Origin of the sequence: Streptomyces sp. NPDC053427, from assembly GCF_044544985.1 — a bacterium.
Lineage (GTDB): Bacteria > Actinomycetota > Actinomycetes > Streptomycetales > Streptomycetaceae > Streptomyces.
The window spans coordinates 32,657-46,537 of record NZ_JBITYA010000009.1 but is presented as its reverse complement, the minus strand read 5'-3'; the positions used below and the strand labels follow the sequence as shown (position 1 = coordinate 46,537).

Annotated in this window: 13 protein-coding genes; 6 read left to right on the top strand and 7 right to left on the bottom strand. The window is 72.0% G+C overall.

What is annotated here, in order from left to right; translation table 11 throughout:
* Positions 1 to 6: 6 nt before the first annotated feature.
* Complete coding sequence (locus ACIGWZ_RS24765; protein WP_400068137.1) at positions 7 to 381, bottom strand: VOC family protein; 375 nt, start codon at positions 379 to 381, stop codon at positions 7 to 9.
* 74 nt (positions 382 to 455) lie between these two features.
* On the opposite strand from ACIGWZ_RS24765, the gene ACIGWZ_RS24760 reads away from it, so the two are divergent.
* On the top strand, positions 456 to 1,022 hold the full coding sequence (locus tag ACIGWZ_RS24760) for a CGNR zinc finger domain-containing protein (protein ID WP_400068135.1): 567 nt from the start codon (positions 456 to 458) through the stop codon (positions 1,020 to 1,022).
* 7 nt (positions 1,023 to 1,029) lie between these two features.
* Here ACIGWZ_RS24760 and ACIGWZ_RS24755 read toward each other — a convergent pair whose 3' ends face one another.
* Positions 1,030 to 2,370, bottom strand: coding sequence for a UDP-glucose dehydrogenase family protein (locus tag ACIGWZ_RS24755; protein ID WP_400068133.1), 1,341 nt, complete (start codon positions 2,368 to 2,370; stop codon positions 1,030 to 1,032).
* Between the two features lie 203 nt (positions 2,371 to 2,573).
* On the opposite strand from ACIGWZ_RS24755, the gene ACIGWZ_RS24750 reads away from it, so the two are divergent.
* A complete protein-coding gene (locus tag ACIGWZ_RS24750) occupies positions 2,574 to 3,746 on the top strand; it encodes an acyl-CoA dehydrogenase family protein (RefSeq protein ID WP_400068131.1) in 1,173 nt (390 codons plus the stop codon).
* 98 nt (positions 3,747 to 3,844) lie between these two features.
* Here ACIGWZ_RS24750 and ACIGWZ_RS24745 read toward each other — a convergent pair whose 3' ends face one another.
* On the bottom strand, positions 3,845 to 5,140 hold the full coding sequence (locus tag ACIGWZ_RS24745) for an LCP family protein (protein WP_400068129.1): 1,296 nt from the start codon (positions 5,138 to 5,140) through the stop codon (positions 3,845 to 3,847).
* A gap of 274 nt (positions 5,141 to 5,414) precedes the next feature.
* On the opposite strand from ACIGWZ_RS24745, the gene ACIGWZ_RS24740 reads away from it, so the two are divergent.
* From ACIGWZ_RS24740 to ACIGWZ_RS24730, 3 genes are all read left to right on the top strand, one after another.
* The gene (locus ACIGWZ_RS24740) at positions 5,415 to 5,972 is read left to right on the top strand and encodes an acyl-CoA thioesterase (protein WP_400068127.1); all 558 of its coding nucleotides are present in this window, start codon (positions 5,415 to 5,417) and stop codon (positions 5,970 to 5,972) included.
* Between the two features lie 105 nt (positions 5,973 to 6,077).
* Positions 6,078 to 6,866 carry an alpha/beta fold hydrolase gene (locus ACIGWZ_RS24735; protein WP_400068125.1) on the top strand — a complete coding sequence of 263 codons (789 nt, stop codon included), beginning with the start codon at positions 6,078 to 6,080 and terminating at the stop codon, positions 6,864 to 6,866.
* Positions 6,866 to 8,149 (top strand): cytochrome P450, encoded by a 1,284-nt coding sequence (locus ACIGWZ_RS24730; protein WP_400068123.1) that lies wholly within the window; start codon positions 6,866 to 6,868, stop codon positions 8,147 to 8,149. The genes ACIGWZ_RS24735 and ACIGWZ_RS24730 overlap by 1 nt, the downstream gene beginning before the upstream one ends.
* Positions 8,150 to 8,231: 82 nt before the next feature.
* Here ACIGWZ_RS24730 and ACIGWZ_RS24725 read toward each other — a convergent pair whose 3' ends face one another.
* Genes ACIGWZ_RS24725 through ACIGWZ_RS24715 form a run of 3 tightly spaced genes read right to left on the bottom strand, consistent with a single transcriptional unit; the run spans position 8,232 to position 10,770 of the window.
* On the bottom strand, positions 8,232 to 8,822 hold the full coding sequence (locus ACIGWZ_RS24725; protein WP_400068121.1) for a VanZ family protein: 591 nt from the start codon (positions 8,820 to 8,822) through the stop codon (positions 8,232 to 8,234).
* Positions 8,823 to 8,842: 20 nt separating this feature from the next.
* On the bottom strand, positions 8,843 to 9,298 hold the full coding sequence (locus ACIGWZ_RS24720; protein ID WP_400068119.1) for a hypothetical protein: 456 nt from the start codon (positions 9,296 to 9,298) through the stop codon (positions 8,843 to 8,845).
* Entirely contained in the window at positions 9,295 to 10,770 is a 1,476-nt protein-coding gene (locus ACIGWZ_RS24715; protein WP_400068117.1) for an LCP family protein, read from the bottom strand. The genes ACIGWZ_RS24720 and ACIGWZ_RS24715 overlap by 4 nt, the downstream gene beginning before the upstream one ends.
* 233 nt (positions 10,771 to 11,003) lie before the next feature.
* Between ACIGWZ_RS24715 and ACIGWZ_RS24710 the strand changes: the two genes are divergently transcribed.
* Positions 11,004 to 12,041, top strand: a complete 1,038-nt coding sequence (locus tag ACIGWZ_RS24710; protein WP_400068115.1) for a glycosyltransferase family 2 protein — start codon at positions 11,004 to 11,006, stop codon at positions 12,039 to 12,041.
* Between the two features lie 88 nt (positions 12,042 to 12,129).
* Here the strand turns inward: ACIGWZ_RS24710 and ACIGWZ_RS24705 are convergent, their stop codons facing one another.
* Positions 12,130 to 13,830 (bottom strand): LCP family protein, encoded by a 1,701-nt coding sequence (locus ACIGWZ_RS24705; RefSeq protein WP_400068113.1) that lies wholly within the window; start codon positions 13,828 to 13,830, stop codon positions 12,130 to 12,132.
* Positions 13,831 to 13,881 lie beyond the last annotated feature (51 nt).

The window sequence follows — 13,881 nt, the reverse complement described above, 5'->3', positions numbered from 1 at the left end:
CGCGGCCTACTTCAGGCAGAGGCAGAAGGGGTGCCCCGCCGGATCGAGGTAGACCCGGAAGTCCCGCTTGCCGTCATCGGGCTGGACCAGCTTCGCGCCCAGCCTGATGACCTTGGCCTCGGCCTCGTCGATGTCGGCGGTGCGGACGTCGAAGTCGAGATGGAACTGCTGCGGCTGGTCCTGACCGGGCCAGCGCGGCGGCCGATAGGGGCCGTCCACCTGCTGGAAGGCGAGCGTCCGGCCACCGGGCCCGGCGACCTCCACCCAGTCCGCCTCGTCCGAGTCCTCGACCCGCCAGCCGAGCATCTTGGCGTAGAAGTCGGCGAGCGCCCGCGGGTCGGGGCAGTCCAGCACCGTGACGCCGAGATCGATCAGAGCCATGGCGTTACCTCTTCCTCGTATCAACCGGTAACTTCGTTACTGCATCATGGCGGTCTTCACGTAACGTGGCAAGGGTGGCCGACCGAACAGCTCCCGACGCCCTGCTTCTGGTGCAGGACCTGGTGAACACCCTCGACGTCGAGACGGGCGAGGACGCGCTGGCGGCGGAGGGCGGCACGACGGCCTTCCTCCGCGCGCACGGCGTGCCCGAAGCCGCCCTGGGCCAAGGGGAGCCGGCGTCGGCTCCGGCCGAGCTGCGGGAGTTGAGGGAGGCGCTGCGCGCGGTCTGCGTCGCCCATACGACCCGTACGGAGGTGGATGCGGACACCACCGGGACCCTGGACCGGCTGCTCGCCCGCGCACCCCTGGTCCTGGCCGTCGGCGCCGACGGCGGCGCGGCGCTGCGCCCGGCCGCCGCGCTCCGCGGCGCCGCCCACCTGACCGCCCGGATAGCCGCGGGCATCGCCACCGCGGCCGCCGACGGCACCTGGACCCGGCTCAAGGCCTGTGAGGCCCATGACTGCCGCTGGGTCTTCTACGACAAGAGCCCGGCCGGCCGCAGCCGCTGGTGCACCATGGCGGTCTGCGGCAGCCGGGCGAAGATGCGGACCTACCGCGCCCGACGCGCGGAGTCCTCGTAGGAAAGGGTCACGCCTGCGGGCGGCCCAGCGCCCGGTACGTCCACCCGGCCTTCCGCCACAGCTCCGGATCCAGGGCGTTGCGCCCGTCCAGGATCCGGCGCTCGGAGACCGCCTCGGCCAGCGCCGCCGGATCCAGCTCCCGGAACTCGTTCCACTCCGTCAGATGCAGCACCACATCGGCGCCCCGCACCGCCTCCAGCGCGCTGTCCGCATACGCCAGGGTCGGGAACAGCCGCCGCGCGTTCTCCATCCCCTTCGGGTCGTAGACCGTCACCTGGCCGCCCTGGAGATGGATCTGACCCGCGACGTTCAGCGCCGGCGAATCCCGTACATCGTCCGAGTCCGGCTTGAAGGTGGCCCCCAGTACCGCGACCCGCTTGCCCAGGAAGCCGCCGCCCACCGCGTCGCGGGCCAGCTCGACCATATGGCCGCGGCGCCGCATGTTGATGGAGTCGACCTCGCGCAGGAACGTCAGCGCCTGGTCCGCGCCCAGCTCACCGGCGCGCGCCATGAACGCCCGGATGTCCTTGGGCAGACACCCGCCCCCGAAGCCGATCCCGGCCCGCAGGAACTTCTTCCCGATCCGCTCGTCGTGCCCGATGGCCTCGGCCAGCTTCACCACATCGCCGTCGGCCGCCTCGCACACCTCTGCCATGGCGTTGATGAACGAGATCTTCGTCGCCAGGAAGGAGTTCGCGGAGGTCTTGACCAGCTCGGCGGTCGGGTAGTCCATCACGATGAACGGCGAGCCCTCCGCGAGGGGCGTCGCATAGACCTCCCGCAGCAGCGCCTCGGCCTTCTCGCTCGCCACGCCCGCCACGATCCGGTCGGGGTGCAGGGTGTCCTGGACGGCGAACCCCTCGCGCAGGAACTCCGGGTTCCAGGCCAGCTCGGCGGCCTCGCCGGCCGGGGCCTTCTCCGCCAGCCGTACGGCGAGCCGGGCCGCGCTGCCCACCGGCACCGTGGACTTGCCGACGACCAGCGCGGGCCGGGTCAGATGCGGCGCCAGCGCGTCGAAGGCGCTCTCCACATACGTCATGTCGCAGGCGTACTCACCGTGCTTCTGCGGCGTGTTCACACACACGAAGTGCACATCGCCGAAGGCCGCGGCCTCCTCGTAGGAGGTGGTGAAGCGCAGCCGTCCGCTCGAGCCCTCGATCCCGGCGACATGGCGGCGCAGCAGCTCCTCCAGCCCCGGCTCGTACATCGGGACCCGGCCGCGCTGGAGCATCTCGATCTTCTCCGGCACCACGTCCAGGCCCAGCACCTCGAAACCCAGCTCGGCCATGGCGGCGGCGTGGGTGGCACCGAGGTAGCCGGTGCCGATCACGGTGATCTTGGGGGCCATGGATGCTGCTCCAGACGCTTCCGGGGGAAATGGTGCTGACCGAGCATAGTCGTGCCCCCTGCGCGCGGACCCGGCCGTGCGCCCCCCGCCAGGAGGCTGTCGGCAACCTCACGTATCCGTAGCCCGGACCGAGGCCTAGAATCCGAAGACGTAACGAGTTACTTAACGGTAGTTAGCATCAGCTCACAGGGGAGTGAGAAACCTTGGCGGGAACCGCTGATTTCGATCTGTACCGGCCGTCGGAGGAGCACGACATGCTCCGCGAGTCGGTGCGTGCGCTCGCCGAGGCGAAGATCTCGCCGTTCGCCGCCGCGGTCGACGAGGAGGCGCGCTTCCCCCAGGAGGCGCTGGACGCGCTGGTCGCCAACGACCTGCACGCCGTGCACGTACCGGAGGCCTACGGCGGCGCCGGCGCCGACGCGCTGGCCACCGTCATCGTCATCGAAGAGGTCGCGCGGGTCTGCGCCTCCTCCTCCCTCATCCCGGCCGTCAACAAGCTCGGCTCGCTCCCGGTGATCCTCTCCGGCTCCGAGGAGCTGAAGAAGAAGTACCTGGGCCCGCTCGCCAAGGGCGACGCGATGTTCTCGTACTGCCTGAGCGAGCCGGACGCCGGTTCCGACGCGGCCGGCATGAAGACCAAGGCCGTACGCGACGGCGACTACTGGGTGCTCAACGGCGTCAAGCGCTGGATCACCAACGCCGGCGTCTCCGAGTACTACACGGTGATGGCCGTGACCGACCCCGAGAAGCGCTCCAAGGGCATCTCGGCCTTCGTCGTCGAGAAGGGCGACGAGGGCGTCTCCTTCGGCGCGCCGGAGAAGAAGCTCGGCATCAAGGGCTCGCCGACCCGCGAGGTCTACCTCGACAACGTCCGCATCCCCGCCGACCGCATGATCGGCGCCGAGGGCACCGGCTTCGCCACCGCCATGAAGACCCTGGACCACACCCGCATCACCATCGCGGCCCAGGCGCTCGGCATCGCCCAGGGCGCCCTGGACTACGCCAAGGGCTACGTCCAGGAGCGCAAGCAGTTCGGCAAGCCGATCGGTGACTTCCAGGGCGTGCAGTTCATGCTGGCCGACATGGCCATGAAGGTGGAGGCGGCCCGCCAGCTGACCTACGCCGCGGCCGCCAAGTCCGAGCGCATCTCGGCCGGCGGCAAGGACGAGGACCTCACCTTCTTCGGCGCCGCGGCCAAGTGCTACGCCTCGGACGCCGCCATGGAGATCACCACGGACGCCGTCCAGCTCCTCGGCGGCTACGGCTACACCCGCGACTACCCCGTCGAGCGCATGATGCGCGACGCCAAGATCACCCAGATCTACGAGGGCACGAACCAGGTCCAGCGGATCGTGATGGCGCGGAACCTGCCGTAGTACGCGTCAGGCGCCGAGCATCGGGCGCCGCAACGCCGGAGGGCCCGTACCGCAGCTGCGGTACGGGCCCTCCGGCGTTGGTCTGTCCCCGCCGTCGGTCAGTTGCCGCTGACCGTGACCTTCTCGTCGTTGTTCAGCTGCTGCACCAGCTGCCGGAGCTTGGCCTTGTCCCAGACCAGGTTGCCGCCGGTGGAGCCGGAGACCGGCATGTTCATCGACTTGCCGTCGCCGCCCATGACGCCCTTCATCGCGAAGAACATCTGGCCCAGGTCCCACAGGCTCATGTCCTTGTCGACGATGAGGGTGTCCAGGCCGGCGCTCATCGTCGGGTAGAGCTTGAAGGGGTTGAGGATCGTGCCCGGCGTGGCGACCTGACCGGCCAGGGTGCCCAGGAACTTCTGCTGGTTCTTCGTACGGTCCAGGTCACTGCCCGCGAAGGCGTGCCGGGTGCGGACGAAGGCGAGGGCCTGCTGGCCGTTGAGGGTCTGCTTGCCCGCCGGGAAGTCGGCGCCCGACCACTTGTCCTTGAACGCCTTGGGGATGTCCATCTCGACCCCGCCGATCGAGTCCACGATGTTGGCGAAGCCGGCGAAACCGATCTCGACGTAGTGGTCGATGTGGAGGTGGGTGTTGTACTCGACGGTCCGCACCAGCAGCTCCGGGCCGTCCTCGGCGTAGGCCGCGTTGAGCTTGGTGTGGCGGCCGGTGCCCGGGTACTTCTTGCCGGAGTCCGAGCCGACGAAGGTGGGTATCTCGACGTCCGAGTCGCGCGGCAGCGAGACCAGCGTCGGGCCGTCGGACCCGTCGTGCAGGATCATCATCGAGTCGGTGCGCTTGCCGTCGGCGGAGCCCGTGTGCAGCTTCTTCTTCTGCTCGGCCGTCATGCCCTCGCGGCTGTCCGAGCCCACGATCAGGTAGTTCGTGCCGTCACCGGCCTCCGGCCGGTCGATGACCTTGCTCAGGTCCACCTGGCGGCGCAGCTTGCCGTCCGCCCAGAAGTACGTGGCGACGGAGGCGACGGCCAGCACCACGACCAGCGTCAGGACGGTCCACTTGATGCGGCGGCCCCAGTTGGGGCGCGGCCGGGCGCCGCCGCGGCCGTACGAGCCGTCGTAGCCGTCGCCGTCGCGGCCGCCGCCTCCGCCGCCGTAGACCTGGCCGGTGTTGTAGCCGCTGTCGTACTCGTCGTAGCCCTGGGACTGCTGCGGCGGGACCGAGCCGCGGCGCGGGGACATCTGCGGGGGCAGCGGGGGTTCGCTTCGGGGGTAGCCGGAGCCGGCGTCGCGCCGCACCTGCCGCATGGCACGCGCGCCCTCCGGATCGGCGCTGCCGCTGCCGCGTCCGTACCGGTTGCCGTCCTGGTCCCCGGACCACCCATTGGGCCACTCATTCATAACCGGCAGTGTGCACGCCAAGAGGGACCGCCCAATAGAGCGGGTGCCGGATCGGGCCAGGGCTGTTGCAGAGCTGATGCAAAGAGACGACGGCCTTCCCGCCCATAGTGCAAGGGGCCGTGACCATTCCGGCGCGTGTATCGGAACAAGTCATTCCGGATAGTTTCCGGCGAGGGCGGGGTGACCAGCGTCACGCGGGGAGAGAGCGGTCACGAGACGGGCGTCACGCTCGGTTCCGGGCGGCCTCGCGAAAGCCCCGCTTAGGCTGGTCGGCATGACCGAACTCGTCACCAACAGCCAGGAGGGCGAGCTCGCGGGCAAGCCCACTTCCGTCTCCCGTACGACGCTGTCGCACATCATGACCGCGTCCGACACCAATCTCCTCGGGACGGTGCACGGTGGCGTGATCATGAAACTGGTCGACGACGCGGCGGGCGCCGTGGCCGGCCGGCACTCCGGGGGCCCCGCGGTGACGGCCTCGATGGACGAGATGGCCTTCCTCGAGCCGGTCCGGGTGGGAGACCTGGTGCATGTGAAGGCCCAGGTGAACTGGACCGGCCGGTCCTCCATGGAGGTCGGCGTACGGGTCCTGGCCGAGCGCTGGAACGAATCCACCCCGGCCCAGCAGGTCGGCTCCGCCTACCTCGTCTTCGCCGCCGTCGACGAACACGGCAAGCCGCGCCGGGTACCGCCGGTGCTCCCCGAGACCGAGCGCGACAAGGGCCGCTACCAGGAGGCCCAGATCCGCCGCACCCACCGCCTCGCCCGACGCCGCGCGATCATGGAGCTGCGGGAGCGGCGGGCGGCCGAGGGGCTCGACGCGGCGCAGTAGACCGGCGGGCCCGCGGCGCCCTTGCCCGGTGGAGCGGCCGACGCCAGTCTGGGACCGCAGGCGCCGCCCACCCAGGGCGCGCTCCGTCACCCCTCTGGAGCGAGCGTGGCTTCCTTCGTACTGCCCCATGCCCTGCACGGCCGGGGAGCGCACAAGGTCATCGCGGTGCACGGCTGGTTCGCCGACCGCTCCGCCTTCGACCCGGTACTGCCGGACCTCGACCGGGACACCTTCCAGTACGCGCTGGTCGACCTCCGCGGCTACGGCGAGGCGAAGGCGGCGGCCGGCGCCTACACCACGGGTGAGGGCGCGGCCGATGTGCTGGCGCTCGCCGACCGGCTGGGCTGGGAACGGTTCTCGGTGATCGGCCACTCGATGGGCGGCAGCGTCGCCCAGCGGGTGCTGGCCGCGGCACCGCACCGCCTGCGCCGGCTCGTCGGCATCTCTCCGGTACCCGCCTCCGGGCTGCCGCTGCCGCCCGAGCAGTGGGAGCTGTTCGCCGGCGCGGCGCACGCCCCGGACAACCGGCGGGTCATCATCGACCTCACCACGGGCGGGCAGCGCCCCGCGGCCTGGCTGGACCGGATGGTGCGCCGGTCCCTGGAGTGCAGCGACCCCAAGGCGTTCCGCGCCTGGCTGGACTCCTGGGCCACCGAGGGCTTCGCCGCCGAGGTCGAGGGCTCGGCGGTGCCGGCGCTCGCGGTCACCGGGACGCTGGACCCCGCGCTGAACGCCGAACTCGCGCGGCAGACCTGGCTGCGGTGGTACGCCGACAGCGAGCTGGTCGAGCTGCCGTCGGCCGGGCACTACGCCATGGACGAGACGCCGCTGGAGCTGATCCGGGCCGTGGAGGACTTCCTGCGCGCCGACGGCGACGACCGGCCGCGGGCCTGATGGCCGTACCGGACGTCTTCGACCCGCGCCGCTACGCCGACGGGCTGCCGCACGCCGCCTACCGGCTGCTGCGCGACCGGCACCCGGTCGCCTGGCAGGACGAGCCCGAGGTGCTCGGCTGGCCCGCCGGCCCCGGCTTCTGGGCGGTCACCCGGCACGAGGACGTCGTACGGGTCCTGAAGGACGCCCGCACCTTCTCCTCCCGTCTGGGCGCCACCCAGATCCGCGATCCCGACCCCGCCGACCTGCCGTTCATCCGCCGCATGATGCTCAACCAGGACCCTGCCCCGAGCTCTCGCACGCGGTCGAGCGGGGGCGATTCCAACGACCACGGACGGCTGCGCCGCCTGGTCAGCCGTGCCTTCACCCCGCGCCGGGTCGAGCGCTTCGAGGCCGTGGCGCGCGAGCGGGCCCGCGGCCTGCTGACGGCGGCGGTCGAGGAGGCCCGCGCCGGGAGCGGCGAATGCGACCTCGTCGCCCGCGTCACGGACGACTATGCGCTGCTCAACCTCGCCGACCTGCTCGGCGTCCCGCCCGGCGAGCGCGGGCTGCTCCTGGACTGGACCCGGCGCGTCATCGGCTACCAGGACCCGGACGAAGCGGGCCCGGCCGCCTCCGGCGCGGACGGCCGCCCCGCGAACCCGCGCTCCCCGGCGATGCTCCAGGACATGTTCGCCTTCGCGCGGCAGCTGGCCGCCCACAAGCGCCGGAACCCGGGCGACGACGTCATGACCGTCCTCGCCGCCGACCGCGAACTGGCCACGCCCGAGCTGGAGATGTTCTTCTTCCTGCTGACCATCGCGGGCAACGACACCGTCCGCAGCGCGGCCCCCGGCGGCCTGCTCGCACTGGCCCGGCACCCGGCCGCCTACCGCGCGCTGCGCGCCCGGGCGGTGCCGACGGCGGCCTGCGTGGAGGAGCTGCTGCGCTGGCACCCGCCGGTGCTCAGCTTCCGCCGGACCGCCGCGTACGCCACCGAACTGGCCGGCCGCCCGCTCCGCGCCGGCGACAAGGTGGTCGTCTTCCACGGCTCGGCCAACTACGACGAGCGGGTCTTCGCCGACCCGCACCGGCTGGACCTCACCCGTACCCCCAACCCCCACGTCTCGTTCGGCGACGGCCCGCACGTCTGCCTGGGCGCACACCTCGCCCGCCTCCAGCTGCGGGTGCTCTACGAGGAGACCCGCGACCTGCTGCCCGCACTGGCACTCGCCGCGCCACCGCAGCGGCTGGTGTCCAACTTCATCCATGGCGTGAAATCGCTGCGGCTGCGGGTGGTGTGAGGGCCCCGCGGCGATGCCCCGGTAGCCCGGATTCCGGGCCGGTACCCCAGGGATTCCGGGGTACCGGCCCGCTCGCGTGCGCCTACGCGGCCACCGCGGCGGCGCGGCCCAGCCGTCGGGCCGCCAGCCGGGCCAGCAGTCCCAGCCCCGCCCCGATCACCGTCCCGGCCGCCGCGCACATGACGTCGTCGATATCGGCGATCCGCCCGGCCCGCATCAGCAGCTGGGCCGTCTCGACCGTCACGCACAGGCCCACCCCGAGCAGGAACGCGGCGGCGGCCGGCCAGCGGGGCGCCGCGAAGCGCAGCAGCAGCGGACCCGGCACGTACAGGGCGGCGTAGGCGAGGTGCTGGCGGATCAGCATCGCCAGCTCCTGCGGCGGCAGCTGGGCGCCGGGGTCGAAGAGGCCCTCGCCCGGCCGCCACCACACGGTGGCGTCGCCGGAGCCGACCGGCTGGGTGGGGGACAGGGTCGCGAAGAGGAGCACCAGGAGCCAGCCGGCCAGCAGGGCGGCGGCCGTGGTGCGGGCGGCGGCGGGGGCGCGGGCGGTCCAGCCGGCGAGGGACAGGGCCAGCGCCGCCATGGCGGCCAGGAAGAGCGCGACGGTGGTGGGGGAGAAGGCCGGTACCGCTGCCTGCCACATGGTGTCCTCCTTGCGAGGGGCCCTGGACATGGGGGACCGCCACCTGGGGGTCAGGCGCAGCTCCACTTGGTGACGAACACGGTCCCGGCGTGCTCCATGACGCCCCGGATGCATTCGCCCGCCAGCATCTCCACCCGGCTGCCGAGGGCGGCGGAGCCGTGTCGCAGGCGGCGGCTGCCGAACCAGCCGGGGAAGGCGGTGATCCTCGCGTTCTTGCGCTGGTAGCCGAGGCGTACGGAGAAATCGGACGTCGGCGCGGGCGCCTGCCGGCGGTAGGCGGTGGTGTATCTGCCCGTCGCGCCCACCGGGCCGTGCAGGCACAGCCGGCCGTTGGCCAGATCGCCGCAGCCGGTCGGGGCGGCGGGCGCCGGCGGGGCCGCGGCCGCGCTGGCGGCGACCAGACACAGGGCGGCGAGGGTGACGCCGGCCCGGGGCGCGTAGCGGTGGGCGGCCGGGCGGCCGGCGAGCTGCCGGGGCCCGGTGCGGCGGGGGGCGGGCACCGTCACGGGCACACCGCCTCGTCCCCGGTGATCGCCCCGACGGTGCCCGGCGTCTGCGGCGGCTGCTCCGCCCTGACCGGCGTCACCGCCTTGAAGTCGTCGCCGACGGTCACCTGGAGCACCGGGCCGCGCCCCGCCATCGGGCGCAGCTGCGCACCGGGCAGCGCGGCGACCAGCGAGCGGGCCGAGCGGTCCCAGCGCGGGTCGTAGTCGATGACGGTACGGGGGGCCGTGCCGCGCGCCGTGTTGCCGGGCACGCCGGCCATGACGAAGCCGGTGGCGCGCAGCGCCTTGGCGACGGTGTCGCCGAGGTCGGGCCGGGCGGTGCCGTTGTCGACATGGACCCTGATCGCGGACGGCGGTACGTCCACGACCGTGGCCCGCGGCTGCTTCCTGTCCTTGGCGGGGTGCCTGGCGATCGGCTTGTCGTCGCGGACCGCCTGGAAGAGCTGCTGGGACGCCACCGGGTCCCAGCGGACGGCCTCGCCGCCGCCCGGCAGCCGCAGATTCTCCTTGGTCAGGGGGACCGAGACGAATTCCGAGGAGGACGGGGTGAAGCCCCGCATGGCCTGGCCGAGGTCGACCAGATCGTTGGCCTCGAAGCCGGAGTCGGCGCGGACGGACTCCAGCATCGTCTCGGCGACGTCCTTGAAGCGGATGGGGTTCATCAGGACGCCGGAGGAGGTGATCTTGTGGATGAGGGAGGCCAGGAAGCGCTGCTGGCGATGCATCCGGCCGAGGTCGGCGGAGGCGTCGATATGGCGGGAGCGGACGTACTGCAGGGCCTGGCCGCCGCCGAGGAGCGTCTTGCCGGCGGGGAGGTCGAGGCCGCTGAAGCTGTCCTTGAGCGGGCGCGGGGTGCAGACCTCTACCCCGCCGACCGCGTCCACGCTCCGCATGAAGCTGGTGAAGTCGACCTCCAGGTAGTGGTCGATGTGCACGCCGGTCATGTGCTCGACGGTCCGCACGGTGAGGTTGGGGCCGCCCTCCGCGTACGCGGCGTTCAGCTTGACGGCGTGCTTGCGGTGCCGCCGCCCGGTGGCGGAGTCCTGATGGTCGGGGACCTCGGCGTACGAGTCCCGCGGCAGGCTGATGATGCTGGCGCGGTCCCGCTCGGCGGAGAGGTGCACCAGCATCAGCGTGTCGGTGCAGTGACAGGGCGCCCCGCCCAGGTGGTACGTCCGCTTCTCGTCCTTGGTGAGATTGTCGCGGCCGTCCGTGCCGACGACCAGGAAGTTCAGGCCGCTGCCGCCACCGGGCCGCTCGTCGGTCGGCATACCTCTGAAGGCGTCGACCCGGCCGATCCGGGTCTCCACGCCGGTGACCATGGCATGGCCCACACCGCCCGCGCCGAGCAGCAGCGCGGCGGTGACGGCGCTGCTGCGCAGCCCCCAGCGCTTGCGCGGCGGGTGCCGGCGCCCCGTGGGCTCGGTGGTCCGGCGCTGCGTGGGGCGGGTCGAGCGGGACGGGGCGGTCACGGGGGACACCTCCGCGGCGGGACGGGCGGCGAGTCGGGGTGAAGCCGGCGGGAACACCGTAGGCCCATACGATCGACTGCAAAGCATCACACGCCGGGCACCTCCCGCCCGGCCACCCGTCCGACGTCCGCCCCTGTCCCCCGTTCGCGGTAACGTGAGGCGAGATACCGCAGTCTCCCGGCGGGCGCTGCCGCCCATGGCGGCTCGCGCGCGGGCCGTACCCCCGAGGAACCATGCCGCAGCAGCAGCCCCCGGCCGTCTCCGTGATCATGCCGGTGCTCAATGAGGAACGTCACCTGCGCAATTCGGTCCGGCACATCCTGGAGCAGGAGTACGCCGGCGAAATGGAGGTGGTGATCGCCCTCGGCCCGTCCGCGGACCGTACGGACGAGATCGCCGCCGAGCTGGTCGCCGAAGACCCGCGGGTGCACACCGTGCCCAATCCGACCGGCCGCACCCCGGCCGCGCTCAATGCCGCGATCAAGGCCTCCCGGCATCCGATCGTGGTGCGCGTCGACGGGCACGGCATGCTCTCGCCGAACTACGTCGCCACCGCCGTGCGCCTCCTGGAGGAGACCGGCGCGCAGAACGTCGGCGGCATCATGCACGCCGAGGGCGAGAACGCCTGGGAGGACGCGGTCGCCGCCGCCATGACCTCCAAGGTCGGCGTGGGCAACGCCGCCTTCCACACGGGCGGACAGGCGGGGCCCGCCGAGACCGTCTACCTCGGGGTGTTCCGGCGCGAGGCGCTGGAGCAACAGGGTGGCTACAACGAGGAGTTCATCCGCGCGCAGGACTGGGAGCTGAACTTCCGCATCCGCGAGGCGGGCGGCGGGATCTGGTTCTCGCCGGAGCTGAAGGTGCAGTACCGTCCGCGGCCGAGCATCAAGGCGCTGGCCAAGCAGTACAAGGACTACGGCAAGTGGCGCCATGTCGTCGCGCGCTACCACTCCGGGTCGATCAATCTGCGCTATCTGGCGCCGCCGACCGCGGTGTGCGCCATCGCGGCGGGCACCGTCGTCGGCGCGGCCGTCACGCCGTGGGGCTTCGTCGTCCCGGCCGGCTACCTGGCGGCGATCGTGGCGGGCTCGCTCCCGGCCGGCAAGGGGCTGTCGCTCAAGGCCCGCGCCCAGATCCCCGTCGCGCTCGCCACCATGCACATGTCCTGGGGCTACGGGTTCCTCACCAGCCCGCGCGCGCTCGCCAGGAAGGTCATCGCGAGCCGCCGGCCGGCGGTGACGACCGCGGCGGGGCAGCCCGCGGCCGAGTAGGCGCGAGAAACGCGGGAAAGGGGGCGGGCGGCCACTTCGGCCACCCGCCCCCTTTCCGTGCGACGCGCTCCGACTTTGCGGACACCACCTAGAACGTGTAGTCCGGATTCACCTTCATGCACGCCGTCTTGTCGTTCCCGTGGAGCGCATCCGCGCTGTCCGGCGCCTTGTCCGGAGTCTTGTCGCCGCCCTGCTTCTTCGGGTACTCCGCCCCCGTGCGCCAGTCGTTGCCGACCACCAGCCGCATCTCCGTGGCCGAACTGGACTCCTTCACCGCGCCCTTGGACAGGCCGAGCGCCTTGGCCAGCGCGAGGGCGTCGCCGCGCTGCGCCTTGTCCTTGTACGTGATGGTGGTGTCGGCCTGGGTGGTGAGGGAGGAGTCGGTGCCGGCGGCGGTGTAGCCGAGCTGCGCGAGCCGCTGCTGGACGACGCTCGCGCGGCCGGAAACCGGGCCCGACACCGTGCTGTTGGTGCCGTTCTGGACGACGACCTTCAGCTCTCCCTTGGGAGTCGACGGCTTGGGGTCGGGCGCCGGCTTCTTCCTGGCGTCCTTGCCGTCCAGCGCGGTGTCGTTGCGCATCATCGCGAAGGTCTGCTCCGCGTCGCCCGGCTTGGGCAGGACGTACTCCTCGCCGGGGCCGTACACCCAGGGCATGGTGACCATCGTGATGCGCTTGGTCGGCACCCGGTTGAGGTCGCCGCCCAGGTCGTAGAGCTTCTTGACGGTGTCGAGCCCGTCGTCGACGGTCAGCGCGGCGGTCGCGGCCTCGGCCAGGTCGCGCAGCTGGCCGGGGTTGGTGAGCTTGGCGTTCTGCTTCAGCTGGCGGACCATGGAGTTCATGTACATGTGCTGGGCCCTGGCCCGGCCGATGTCGGTGTTGTCCTCGAAGCCGTAGCGGGTGCGCAGCCACTGCAGGGCCTGGACGCCCTTGACCGAGTGGGTGCCCGCGGTGAGCTTGAGCCCGCTGCCGTGGCCCTTGCTGTCGTGCGAGTAGACGTTGTGGTTGACGCAGACCGGGACGCCGCCGATGGCGTCGGCCATGTCCACCACGCCGGAGAAGTCGACCATCATGAAGTGGTCTATGTAGATGCCGGTCAGCTCCTGCCAGGTGGCGAGCGTGCAGCCCGGACCGCCGTGCTGGAGCGACTGGTTGATGGCGGCGGTGGTCTGCGGGTAGTTCTCGTGCGTCTTGGGGTCGGTGCACTTGGGGATGGTGACGCGGGTGTCCCGGGGTATGGAGATCACCGACATGTTGCTGCGGTCGGCGGAGACGTGCAGCAGCATCTGGACGTCGGCCAGCGGCTTGCGGTCGGCGTCCTGACGGGCACCGCCCAGCTCGATGTTCTTCTTGCTGTTGCGGCCGTCGGAGCCCAGCAGCAGGATGTTGAGCGGCGTCTGCCCGAACGCATTGGGATCGGGCTTCTTCAGATCGCCGCCGCCCAGGATCCTGGGCGCCTTGCGGAGGTTGGCGTTGAGGTGCTCGTAGTACCAGTAGCCGGCGCCCGCCCCGACGACCAGCAGGACGCCGAGGCCGAGCGCGGTCCACCGCAGTACCCGGCGGCCCTTGCCGCCCTTCTTCCGGCGGCCCTGGCGCCCCGCGCGCCGGCCGCCCTCGTCGGGCGCGGACGGCACCGCGCCGTCGCCGTCCTCCGGCGTCCATCCGGGCGCATCCGGCGGCAGCCCGCCCGCCCCGTCCTCGTCGAGGCCGGTGTCGAAGCCCAGCCTCTGTGGTGCTCCGGGCTGCCGTCGCCCGGGTGATCGCTCACCACGCACACTGCTCTGCCGCATTGGGCCCTCTCCCCGTTGTCAGTCCGGTGGTGCGCTCGGCGCCTTCGCAGG

Coding starts and splice junctions, on each gene's coding strand:
- ACIGWZ_RS24765 (WP_400068137.1), bottom strand. CDS start 381: ATGGCTCTGATCGATCTCGGCGTCACGGTGCTGGACTGCCCCGACCCG.
- ACIGWZ_RS24755 (WP_400068133.1), bottom strand. CDS start 2,370: ATGGCCCCCAAGATCACCGTGATCGGCACCGGCTACCTCGGTGCCACC.
- ACIGWZ_RS24745 (WP_400068129.1), bottom strand. CDS start 5,140: ATGAATGAGTGGCCCAATGGGTGGTCCGGGGACCAGGACGGCAACCGG.
- ACIGWZ_RS24740 (WP_400068127.1), top strand. CDS start 5,415: ATGACCGAACTCGTCACCAACAGCCAGGAGGGCGAGCTCGCGGGCAAG.
- ACIGWZ_RS24730 (WP_400068123.1), top strand. CDS start 6,866: ATGGCCGTACCGGACGTCTTCGACCCGCGCCGCTACGCCGACGGGCTG.
- ACIGWZ_RS24725 (WP_400068121.1), bottom strand. CDS start 8,822: ATGTCCAGGGCCCCTCGCAAGGAGGACACCATGTGGCAGGCAGCGGTA.
- ACIGWZ_RS24710 (WP_400068115.1), top strand. CDS start 11,004: ATGCCGCAGCAGCAGCCCCCGGCCGTCTCCGTGATCATGCCGGTGCTC.
- ACIGWZ_RS24705 (WP_400068113.1), bottom strand. CDS start 13,830: ATGCGGCAGAGCAGTGTGCGTGGTGAGCGATCACCCGGGCGACGGCAG.